This is a genomic window from Cellulomonas sp. P4_B5_2, assembly GCF_056402235.1.
Genome location: NZ_JBFUHU010000084.1, coordinates 1 through 11450, shown reverse-complemented (window position 1 = coordinate 11450; position 11450 = coordinate 1). Strand labels below are relative to the sequence as shown.

The 11450-nt window shown below is 72.2% G+C and carries 9 protein-coding genes; 7 read left to right on the top strand and 2 right to left on the bottom strand.

The window, feature by feature from the left end; all coding sequences use genetic code 11:
* A partial coding sequence (locus tag AC1DUQ_RS07965) for an ABC transporter ATP-binding protein (RefSeq protein ID WP_477073614.1) occupies positions 1-1622 on the top strand: 1622 nt, incomplete at its 5' end.
* A gap of 17 nt (positions 1623-1639) precedes the next feature.
* Here the strand turns inward: AC1DUQ_RS07965 and AC1DUQ_RS07960 are convergent.
* Together AC1DUQ_RS07960 and AC1DUQ_RS07955 are read right to left on the bottom strand one after the other, a co-directional pair.
* On the bottom strand, positions 1640-2395 hold the full coding sequence (locus tag AC1DUQ_RS07960; RefSeq protein ID WP_477062651.1) for a MerR family transcriptional regulator: 756 nt from the start codon (positions 2393-2395) through the stop codon (positions 1640-1642).
* Between the two features lie 34 nt (positions 2396-2429).
* The gene (locus tag AC1DUQ_RS07955) at positions 2430-3092 is read right to left on the bottom strand and encodes an HAD hydrolase-like protein (protein WP_477073613.1); all 663 of its coding nucleotides are present in this window, start codon (positions 3090-3092) and stop codon (positions 2430-2432) included.
* A gap of 296 nt (positions 3093-3388) precedes the next feature.
* Here AC1DUQ_RS07955 and ileS point away from each other — a divergent pair, with 296 nt between their 5' ends.
* From ileS to AC1DUQ_RS07925, 6 genes are all read left to right on the top strand, one after another.
* Complete coding sequence (gene ileS, locus AC1DUQ_RS07950; RefSeq protein ID WP_477062649.1) at positions 3389-6610, top strand: isoleucine--tRNA ligase; 3222 nt, start codon at positions 3389-3391, stop codon at positions 6608-6610.
* Positions 6607-7995, top strand: coding sequence for a bifunctional folylpolyglutamate synthase/dihydrofolate synthase (locus AC1DUQ_RS07945; RefSeq protein ID WP_477062648.1), 1389 nt, complete (start codon positions 6607-6609; stop codon positions 7993-7995). Before ileS ends, AC1DUQ_RS07945 begins: the two co-directional genes overlap by 4 nt.
* Positions 7996-8183: 188 nt before the next feature.
* On the top strand, positions 8184-9179 hold the full coding sequence (gene dhaK / locus AC1DUQ_RS07940; RefSeq protein WP_477062773.1) for a dihydroxyacetone kinase subunit DhaK: 996 nt from the start codon (positions 8184-8186) through the stop codon (positions 9177-9179).
* Between the two features lie 61 nt (positions 9180-9240).
* Positions 9241-9873, top strand: a complete 633-nt coding sequence (gene dhaL, locus AC1DUQ_RS07935; protein WP_477073612.1) for a dihydroxyacetone kinase subunit DhaL — start codon at positions 9241-9243, stop codon at positions 9871-9873.
* Entirely contained in the window at positions 9870-10589 is a 720-nt protein-coding gene (gene dhaM / locus AC1DUQ_RS07930; RefSeq protein ID WP_477062646.1) for a dihydroxyacetone kinase phosphoryl donor subunit DhaM, read from the top strand. Before dhaL ends, dhaM begins: the two co-directional genes overlap by 4 nt.
* Positions 10590-10661: 72 nt before the next feature.
* Positions 10662-11276: a TetR/AcrR family transcriptional regulator gene (locus AC1DUQ_RS07925; RefSeq protein WP_477062645.1), complete on the top strand. Its 615-nt coding sequence runs from the start codon at positions 10662-10664 to the stop codon at positions 11274-11276.
* The last annotated feature ends 174 nt before the right edge of the window (positions 11277-11450 follow it).

Genomic DNA, 11450 nt, shown 5'->3' with positions numbered 1-11450 from the left:
GGATCGACCAGGCGCTCCCGGCCCTGACGGCCGGCGACGCGCGGCCGATCACCCTGGCGACGGCCGCGTACCTCGCGGCCGCGCTGCTGGGCGGGCTGCTCACCGCCGCGACGGTCCGGGCGTCGGCCCGCGTGAGCCAGACCATGCTGCTGGACCTGCGGCGCCGGGTGTTCCGGCACACCCAGCGGCTCAGCCTGGAGTTCCACGAGAGGTACACGTCGGGCCGGATCATCTCCCGGCAGACCTCCGACGTGGACGCCCTCCGCGAGCTCCTCGACGGCGGCGTCACCACGCTGGCGTCCGGTGTGCTGGCCATGCTGTTCACGGCCGTGTCCCTGGTCCTCCTCGACTGGCGCAGCGGGCTGGTCCTGCTCATCGCCGTGGTGCCCGGCGTCATCCTCACGCGCTGGTTCCAGGTGCGCTCGCAGGTCCAGTACCGCAAGCAGCGGACCGCGGCCGCCCGGCTCATCGTGCGGTTCGTGGAGACCATGACGGGCATCCGCGCGGTCCAGGCGTTCCGCCGGGAGCCCCAGGTCAGCGGTGTCTACGGGGAGCTCGCGGAGGACTACCGGGAGACGAACGCGCGGTCGATCCGGCTCAACGGCGTCTTCGACACCGGCCTCGTGCTCATCGGCAACGTCACGGTCGCGACCGTGCTGCTCGTCGGGGGCCTGCGGGCGCTCGACGGCGGGCTCGAGGTCGGGGTGCTCGTCGCGGCCGTCCTCTACGCGCGGCGGTTCTTCAACCCGCTCGCGCAGATCGGGATGTTCTACAACTCCTTCCAGTCGGCGACGGCCGCGCTCGAGAAGGTCGCGTCGCTTCTGGCCGAGGAGCCGACCGTGCCGGAGCCGGTCCGTCCGACACGGTTGCCGCACGCCCGGGGCGACGTCCGGTTCGAGGACGTCGAGTTCGGCTACGGCACCGGTCCGACGGTCCTGCCGCACGTCGACCTGCACGTGCCGTCCGGGCAGTCGATCGCGCTGGTGGGGGAGACCGGTGCGGGCAAGTCGACCATCGCCAAGCTGCTCGCGCGGTTCTACGACGTGCGCGCGGGGGCGGTCCGACTCGACGGCCTGGACCTGCGCGACATCGACCCGGGCGACCTGCGCCGGGCGGTCGTCATGGTGACGCAGGAGGCGTACCTGTTCTCCGGATCGGTCGGGGCGAACATCGCGCTCGGCAAGCCCGAGGCCACGTCCGCGGAGATCGAGGCGGCCGCTCGTGCGGTCGGTGTGCACGACCTCATCGCGTCCATGCCCGACGGGTACGCCACCGAGGTGGACAAGCGCGGGGTGCGGCTCTCGGCCGGCCAGCGCCAGCTGGTGTCGTTCGCGCGCGCGTTCCTGGCCGATCCCGCGCTGCTGATCCTGGACGAGGCGACCAGCTCGCTGGACGTGCCGGGCGAGGCACTGGTGCAGCGCGGTCTGCAGACCCTGCTCGCCGACCGCACGTCGGTCGTCATCGCGCACCGGCTCTCCACGGTCATGGGCTCGGACCGCGTGCTGGTGATCGAGGGCGGCCGGATCGTGGAGGACGGAGCACCGGACGCGCTGGTCGCGGCCGGCGGTCGGTTCGCGGACCTGCACGCCGACTGGCAGCGCTCGCTGCGCCGGACGACGTAGCGAGCGCTGCCTGGTCCCTACAGGTGGCGCGCGGCGTACTCGTGCAGCGCGTCGCGGACGAACGTCGCCCCCTGCTCGCCGCCGTAGTTCTCCGCGAACCGCGGGTCGGCCACGTACATCTCCGCGAGCCCGACCACGTAGTCCTTGACGGGGGTCGACCCGTGCCCCGGCGTCCCCGGGATGCTGCCGAGCCACGCGACGTGCCGTGCCGCGAGCTCCTGTGCCTCCTCGGACGTGGGGTCCGCACCCGCGGCCGCCGCGGCGCCCCACTCGGTGGCGAGCCGTGCGGTCGTCGCCTTCCACTCCGCCCTCTCGGCATCGGTCATCCCACGCCACCAGGCGTCCGACGTCGCGTACGCGTCGGCGCCCCAGCGACGCTCGACCTCCTCCTTGTGCTCGGTGTGGTCGAACCCGTCGAACATGTCCTCGGCCATGAGCGGCCCTCCGTTCTGTCGTGCGGTGATGGTCCGTTCGACCGAGGCGGCCTGCCGCTCCAGCCGACGCTGCTCGCTGCGCAGCCACTCGAGGTGGTGGCGCAGCGCGGTGGTCTCGTCCTGCTCCCGCTCGAGCACGCGCCGGATGTCCGGCAGCCCGAGCCCGAGGCGGCGCAGCAGGAGGATCCGCTGCAACCGGACCAGCGACTGGTCGTCGTACCAGCGGTACCCGTTGTCGCCGACGCGGCTGGGCTCGAGCAGCCCGATCGCGTCGTAGTGCCGCAGGGTGCGGCTGGTGGTGCCCGTCAGCCGGGCCACCTCCTGGATCGATGCCTCCATGCCGTCCACGGTAGGAGTTGACGCAGCGTCAAGGTCAAGCGGTCGCGGCGACCAGTCTGCGGAGCACGGCGCCGGTCAGCTCGGACGGCGTGTCGACCAGCTCGGCGACGCCGGCCGCGACCAGCTCGCCCGTCGCGGCGTAGCCCCAGGTCACCCCGATCGTCTCGATGCCGTGCACCTGGGCGCCGTGCACGTCGTGCTCCCGGTCACCCACCATCACCAGCGGGTGCGCGTCCGGGTTCGCGGCCAGCGCCGCCGCGATGACGTCCGCCTTGGTCGACGTCGACTCGTCCACGGGGGCGCCGAACACGCCGTCGACGAGCGCGGTGAGCCCGAACGCGTCGCAGATCGGGCGGGCGTAGATCTCGGGCTTCGAGGTGGCGACGACGAGCCGCAGACCGCCCGCCCGCAGCTGCGTGAGCACGTCGGGGATGCCGTCGTACACGCGGTTGTCGCGGATCATCCCGTCGACGAACACCTCCCGGTACGCCCGGACCGCCTCGGCCACCCGGCCCTGCGGGACCCCGTGCGCGGAGAAGYTCTCCGTGATCGGCGGCCCGACGAACGAGCGGAGCTCCTCCGGCGACGGCACGGGGAGGCCGAGCGTCCGGTAGGTGGTGGCGATCGCCGCGGTGATGCCGGGAGCCGAGTCGGTCAGCGTGCCGTCGAGGTCGAGGAGGACGAGGGGAGAGGTCACCGGTCGATGATGCCCGGAAAAGCAGGACGGCCTCGCACCGGCGTCTGCGTTACCCTGGGCCGCACAGGCGTCGACCCGGCCATCACCGGTGAGCCYCCGGAAGAACAGGTGCGCGAGCACCCCAGTAGAACCGGACGGGTAGGCCCGTCACAGCCCTCACGAAGTGGTCGACGACCCGCCAGGGGAGCCGGCAAGCGAGGTGGTACCGCGGTAGAGCCCGGCCGGTCCGGGTCCCATCGTCCTCGCAGCCGAGAGCGACGCACCCCACCGGGTGCCGACCACAGGAGAGCCGCACGGTGGCCTACCCGCTGCACCGCCAGTCCGACGTTCCCGCATCCCCGGACCTGCCGTCCCTCGAGAAGGACGTGCTCGCCTACTGGGAGGCCGACGGCACGTTCCAGGCGTCCATCGACGCCCGCGAGGCCGGCGAGCACGGCAGCAACGAGTACGTCTTCTACGACGGCCCCCCGTTCGCCAACGGCCTGCCGCACTACGGCCACCTGCTCACCGGGTACGCCAAGGACGTCGTGCCGCGCTACCAGACCATGCGCGGGCACCGCGTCGAGCGCCGGTTCGGCTGGGACACCCACGGGCTCCCCGCCGAGCTCGAGGCGCAGCGCCTGCTCGGCATCACCGACACCTCCCAGATCGAGGAGATGGGCCTGGCCGCGTTCAACCAGGCGTGCCGCGAGTCGGTGCTGCGGTACACGGGGGAGTGGCGCGAGTACGTGACGCGCCAGGCGCGCTGGGTCGACTTCGACCACGACTACAAGACGCTCGACGTCACGTTCATGGAGTCGGTCATCTGGGCGTTCAAGCGCCTGTACGACCAGGACATGGCGTACGAGGGCTACCGCGTGCTGCCGTACTGCTGGCGCGACGAGACCCCGCTCTCCAACCACGAGCTGCGGATGGACGACGACGTCTACCAGTCGCGCCAGGACCCCGCGCTGACGGTAGGCCTGCGCCTGGAGACCGGCGAGCTGGCCCTCATCTGGACGACGACCCCGTGGACCCTGCCGAGCAACCTCGCGATCGCGGTCGGCCCGGACGTCGACTACGTGACCGTCGAGCCGGGACCCGGCTCGGCGCTCGCGGGCGAGCTCGTGGTGCTCGCGGCCGCGCGCCTGGGCGCCTACGCCAAGGAGCTCGGGGAGGCCACGGTCGTGGCCACCGTCAAGGGACGGGAGCTCGCAGGCCGCCGCTACACGCCCGCGTTCGACTACTTCGTCGGCCGCGAGAACGCCCACCAGGTGCTGCTCGGCGACTTCGTCACCACCGAGGACGGCTCGGGCATCGTGCACATGGCGCCCGCGTTCGGTGAGGACGACATGGTCGCGTGCGAGGCCGTCGGCATCGCGCCCGTCGTGCCCGTCGACTCCAAGGGCCTGTTCACCACCGAGGTGCCGGACTACGTCGGGCAGCTGGTGTTCGACGCCAACAAGCCGATCATCGCGGACCTCAAGGCCGGCACCGGCCCGCTGGCCCGAGTCGCGGAGGACCAGCGCAGCGTCCTCGTGCGCCACGAGACCTACGAGCACTCCTACCCGCACTGCTGGCGCTGCCGGAACCCGCTGATCTACAAGGCGGTGACCAGCTGGTTCGTGCGCGTGAGCGACTTCCGCGACCGCATGGTCGAGCTCAACCAGGACATCTCCTGGACCCCCGAGCACATCAAGGACGGCCAGTTCGGCAAGTGGCTGTCGAACGCACGCGACTGGTCGATCAGCCGCAACCGTTACTGGGGCACGCCGATCCCCGTGTGGGTGTCGGACGACCCGTCCTACCCGCGCGTCGACGTGTACGGTTCGCTGGCCGAGCTGGAGGCGGACTTCGGCAGGGTGCCGACGAACGAGGCGGGCGAGCCGGACCTGCACCGACCGTTCATCGACGAGCTGACGCGCCCGAACCCGGACGACCCCACGGGCGCCTCGACGATGCGCCGCATCCCCGACGTCCTGGACGTGTGGTTCGACTCGGGCTCGATGCCGTTCGCCCAGGTGCACTACCCGTTCGAGAACGCCGACTGGTTCGAGCACCACTACCCGGGCGACTTCATCGTCGAGTACATCGGCCAGACCCGCGGCTGGTTCTACACGCTGCACGTGCTGGCCACGGCGCTGTTCGACCGGCCGGCGTTCCGCAACTGCATGTGCCACGGCATCGTGCTCGGCGACGACGGCCGCAAGGCCAGCAAGTCGCTGCGCAACTTCCCCGACCCGGTCGAGATGTGGGACCTGTACGGCTCGGACGCCGTGCGCTGGTTCCTCATGTCGAGCTCGATCCTGCGCGGGGGCAACCTCATCGTGGGCGAGGAGGGCATCCGCGACGGCGTGCGACAGGTGCTGCTTCCGCTGTGGAGCACGTACTACTTCTTCGCCCTGTACGCCGGCGCCGCGGACAACGGTGCCGGGTACACGGCCACGCCGGTCGATGCGGCGCGGGCTGCCACGCTCGCGCCCATGGACCGCTACGTCCTGGCGCGCACGCGTGACCTCGTCGCGACGACGACCGCCCAGCTCGACGCCTACGACATCGCGGCCGCGTGCGAGACCGTGCGCGAGCACCTCGACGTCCTCACCAACTGGTACGTCCGCACGCAGCGGGACCGGTTCTGGGCCGAGGACGCCGACGCCTTCGACACGCTCTGGACCTCGCTCGAGGTGCTCACGCGCGTCATGGCTCCGCTCGCGCCGCTGGTGTCGGAGGAGGTCTGGCGCGGGCTGACCGGCGGGCGCAGCGTGCACCTGACGGACTGGCCGACGCCGGACGCCGCGACCGTGGACACCGAGCTGGTGGCCGCGATGGACCAGGTCCGCGCCGTCACGTCGACCGCGCTGGGCCTGCGCAAGGCGGCGGCGGTGCGCGTCCGGCAGCCGTTGCACACGCTCACCGTGGCGGTCGACGACGCGGACGCCCTGGCGCCGTACGCCGACCTGCTCGCGGCCGAGCTCAACGTCAAGCGCGTCGAGCTGGTCACGGCAGACGCCGGCACCGCGGAGCGCTTCGGCATCACGCAGCGCCTCGCGGTGAACGCCCGGGCCGCCGGCCCGCGGCTCGGCAGGGGCGTGCAGGCCGTGATCCAGGCCGCGCGTTCCGGGGCGTGGCGCGTGGAGGGTGACGCGGTCGTGGTCACCACCGGCGACGGCGACGTGGCGCTCGAACCGGCGGAGTACGAGCTGACGACGGTGGTCGGCGCCGACGGGGGAGCGGCGGCGGTCCTGCCCGGTGGCGGGTTCGTCGTGCTCGACCTCACGCTCGACGACGACCTGCGCGCCGAGGGCTACGCCCGCGACGTCGTGCGTGCCGTGCAGGACGCCCGCAAGGCCGCCGGCCTGCAGGTGGGGGACCGGATCCTGCTCACGCTCGGAGTCCCGGCCGAGCACCTGGCCGCTGTCGAGCGGCACCAGGACACCATCGGGCGGGAGACCCTGGCCGTCTCGGTCACGGTCCAGGACGCCGTCGCGCAGCTCGAGGTCACGGTGGAAGCCGTCGACGCCGGAGGGTACGAGGCATGAGCCCACGTCAGCACGGAGGATCGGAGCACCTGCGCACGCAGGCCGAGAAGGAGGCCCGGGACGCCGCCGACGAGGTGTACCGCGGCATCCTGGCGCGCGCGCCCGAGCACGAGATCGACCCGTCGTTCGACCGCACGCTCGCCGTCATGGAGCTGCTGGGCGACCCCCAGAAGGCCTACCGCGTCGTGCACATCACGGGCACCAACGGCAAGACGTCGACCGCGCGCATGGTCGAGCGGCTGGTCCGCGAGCACGGCCTGCGCACCGGCCGGTTCACCAGCCCGCACCTGTCCCGCGTCAACGAGCGGATCGTCATCGACGGCGAGCCCATCAGCGACGAGCGGTTCGTCGAGGTGTGGCAGGACGTGGCGCCGTACGTGCACCTGGTCGACCAGCGCTCGGCGCAGGAGGGCAAGCCGCAGCTCTCGTTCTTCGAGGTGTTCACGGTGATGGCGTTCGCCGCGTTCGCGGACGCCCCGGTGGACGTCGCGGTGATCGAGGTCGGCATGGGCGGTCTGTGGGACTCCACCAACGTCGCCGACGGCGAGGTCGCGATCATCACGCCGATCTCGATGGACCACGAGCGGTACCTCGGTGACACGCTGCTGGACATCGCGTCGGTCAAGGCGGGGATCGTCAAGGACGGCGCGACGCTCGTCCTGGCGAGCCAGCAGGAGGACGTCGAGGGCGTCGTGCTCGCGGCCGCGGCCGAGAAGGGCGCGCGCGTCGTGCGCGAGGGCGTGGACATCGAGGTCGGCGAGCGGCAGGTGGCCGTGGGCGGTCAGCTCATCACCCTGCAGACGCTCGGCGGCACCTACACGGAGATCTTCCTGCCGCTGCACGGGGAGTTCCAGGCGCACAACGCCCTGCTGGCGCTGACCGCAGCGGAGGCCCTCCTCACCGGTGGTCGCGCCCTGGACCCGGGCATCGTCGAGGTCGCGTTCGCGGACGTGGACTCGCCCGGCCGGCTCGAGGTGGTGCGGTCCAGCCCCACGATCATCGTCGACGGCGCGCACAACCCGGCGGGCGTCGAGGCGCTGGTCACCGCGATCGAGGAGGCGTTCGAGTTCCACCGCCTCGTCGGCATCGTCGGGGTGATGGCGGACAAGGACCCCGAGGGGATGCTCTCGCTGCTCGAGCCCGTGCTGGCCGAGGTGGTGATCACGCGTGCATCGAACACCCGCGCGCTCGACGTCGAGGACCTGGCCGAGGTGGCGATCGACATCTTCGGCGAGGACCGGGTGCACGTGGCCGAGCGGCTCAACGACGCTCTCGACCTCGCGGTGTCACGCGCGGAGAGCGAGGTCGAGCGCGGTTCCGGCGTGCTCGTGACCGGCTCGATCCTCCTGGTCGCCGAGGCGCGCCGGCTGCTGGGTCGCCCCTGACTCCTGGTCACCCGTCCGGGTGACGCACGGGTGGTCGCACGCCGCTCTGCACGAATGTGCACCGACGGCGCACGTCCTCCCCTTGACGCCCGCATTGCCCGACAACAAGGTGAGGTTTGTCGGGACGCCGAAGTCCGCGACGGACGTGCGGGCCTCGCCGTGGGTGCCCGGTGGAAGGGATGGCTGCAGTGAAGAAGCTCATCAACGACCCGCAGACCGTCGTGGCCGAGTCCCTCGAGGGCTTCGGTGCCGCGCACCCGGACGTCGTGACGATCCACTCCGACCCGTGGTTCGTCGCACGAGCGGGCGGGGCGAGCGCCGGCAAGGTCGGGCTCGTGAGCGGGGGCGGCTCGGGTCACGAGCCGCTGCACGGGGGGTTCGTCGGCGTCGGCATGCTCGACGCCGCCGTGCCCGGGGCGATGTTCACGTCGCCGACCCCGGACCAGATCGCCCCGGCGCTCCAGGCGGCCGACTCGGGCGCGGGCGTGCTGGCGATCGTGAAGAACTACACGGGCGACGTGCTGAACTTCGAGACGGCCGCCGAGCTCGCGGAGGCCGACGGCGTGACCGTCCGCAGCGTCGTGGTCAACGACGACGTCGCGGTCGAGGACTCGCTGTACACCGCGGGGCGCCGCGGCGTGGCCGGCACGGTCGCGGTCGAGAAGATCGCGGGCGCCGCCGCCGAGCGCGGCGACGACCTGGACGCGGTCGTCGCCGTGGCCGAGAAGGTCATCGCGAACGTCCGGTCCATGGGGGTCGCGCTCACCGCCTGCACGGTCCCGCACGCGGGCAAGCCGAGCTTCGACCTGCCCGACGACGAGATCGAGATCGGCATCGGCATCCACGGCGAACCGGGTCGGCGAAGGATCCCGCTCGCGAGCGCCGACGAGATCACCGAGATGCTCCTGACCCCGGTCGCGGACGACCTGAACCTGAGCAGCGGTGAGAAGGTGCTGCTCTTCGTGAACGGCATGGGTGGCACACCCGCCTCGGAGCTCTACGTCGTCTATCGTCGGGCTCGCGCGTTGCTGGAGGAGCGGGGGGTCGAGGTGACCCGCTCGCTCGTCGGCAACTACGTGACATCGCTAGAGATGCAGGGTGCGTCGGTGACCGTCCTCCGTCTGGACGACGAGCTGACCGCCCTGTGGGACGCCCCCGTGCACACCACCGCCCTGCGCTGGTGACCGGACGAGGACCGTCGGCATCAGCGTGGGACTCATCTGACTTGCTCGAGGGAGCGTGGGCATGACGCTGGACGTGGCATGGGCGGTCGACTGGGTGCGCCGCTCGGCGCAGACCGTCATCGAGCACCGGGACGAGCTGATCGAGCTCGACCGTCAGATCGGCGACGGGGACCACGGCGAGAACATGACCCGCGGCTTCACGGCGGTCGTGGCAAAGCTCGACGCGCTCGACGGGGCGCCCGCGGACATCGGCGAGGTGCTCAAGCTCGTCGCCACCACGCTCATGTCCACGGTCGGCGGTGCCGCCGGACCGCTGTACGGCACCGCGTACCTGCGGGCGGCGAAGGCCACGGGCGTCCCCGAGCTGGACAGCCAGGGGGTCGTCGCGCTCCTGGAGGCGGCGCTCGAGGGGATCGTGGCGCGCGGCAAGGCGACCACGGGCGAGAAGACGATGGTCGACGCCTGGACCCCGGCCACCGAGGCGGCCGTCGCCGCCGCGGACTCCGGTGCCTCGCCGGCCGACGTGCTCAGCGCGGCGGCGGACGCGGCCCACGAGGGCGCCGAGGCGACCATCCCGCTCGTCGCCACCAAGGGCCGGGCCAGCTACCTGGGGGAGCGGTCGGCCGGGCACCTCGATCCCGGGGCGCGCTCGACCGAGCTCATCCTGCGCGCCGCCGCCCAGGCCGCGGAGTGAGCGGCGGGGCCGTCGAGCGCGAGCCGGCACCGGTCGCGCTCGTCCTGGTCTCGCACTCGCGCGGGCTGGCCGAGGGCGCCGTCGAGCTTGCGGAGCAGATGGCACCGGGCGTGCTGCTCCTCGCGGCGGGCGGCATGCAGGACGGCGGGCTCGGCACCAGCTACGACACCGTGGAGGCCGCGCTCACGCAGGCGACGCAGGACGGTCGTTCGGCGGTCGTGCTCACCGACCTCGGCTCGGCGGTGCTCACCGCGGAGTCGGTGCTGGAGCTGCTCGACGAGGACGTCGCCGCGCGGGTGCGGCTCGCGGACGCGCCGTTCGTCGAGGGTGCGGTCGCCGCGGCCGTCACGGCGCACGGGGGAGCGGATCTCGCGGGCGTGCTCGCGTCCGCCGAGCACGCCGGGTCGACGTTCGCGTCCGCCGCCGCGCCGACGGAGGCCGCCGCGACCTCGGGCGACGGGGTGCTTAGGGCCACCACGGTGCTGCGCAACCCGCTCGGCCTGCACGCCCGACCGGCGGCCGTGGTCGCGCGCATGCTCGCCGCGTACGACGCCAAGGTCCGGGTGAACGGCGCCAACGCGGCCAGCGTGCTCGAGCTCATGAAGCTGGGCGCCAAGCAGGGCGTGGAGCTCCGGATCGAGGCGGAGGGCGCCCAGGCGGCCGAGGCGCGGGACGCGCTCGTCGCTGCGGTCGAGGGTGGCTTCGGCGAGGTCTGACCCGCCCGTGTGAGGGACGGCACAGAAAGGTGCGTTCACTGCAAAGTTGCAGTGCATGTAATGTTGCACCTCGTGCAGAACACTTCCGTCGACCAGCCCGAGCTCCTCGGCCTGCGTGAGCGCAAGAAGCGCGCGCGGCGCGAGGTGCTGATCGACGCGACCCACCGGCTGGTCGGCGAGCACGGCCTGGACGCGGTCACGGTCGACGCGATCTGCGAGGAGGCCGGCGTCTCGGTCCGCACCTTCTTCAACTACTTCGAGACCAAGGACGACGCGGTGCTCGGCCACACCCCGTGGCCCTTCGACTCGGCCGCCGGCGAGACGTTCGCTGCCGGTGGGCCCACAGGCCACCTGCTCGCCGACCTCCAGGCGCTCGTCAGCTCGTTCCTCAGCGACCCTCCGATGGGGCGTCAGCGGCTCGCCCGCGCCCTCGAGCTCGCCGCGAAGGAGCCGCGCCTGCTCGCCCGCCACCTCGCGTGGATGGAGCAGCACAAGGGCCAGCTCTCCGCTCTCGTCGAGCGCCGCCTGGGCGACGACCCCCCGTACTCCTCGGAGATCGTCGGCGCCACGCTGCTCTTCCTCACCCACGCGACGTTCATGCGGTGGGACGCCGCCGGCGGTGCCGGTGGTGCGGAGGAGCACCTCACCGCCGTGGTCACCGACCTGCGCTCGATCCTGTCCGACTGATCTTCTCGACCCGCCCACACACCCCAGAACGAGGTTCTCCCCGCATGGCCATCGCAGCCCCCGAGGCCCCAGCCGCCGACAAGCCGCTGATCGTCCTCACCCCCAAGACCGTCTGGCTGATCTTCGGCGCCCTCATGGCCGGCATGTTCATGTCGTCCCTCGACCAGTCGATAG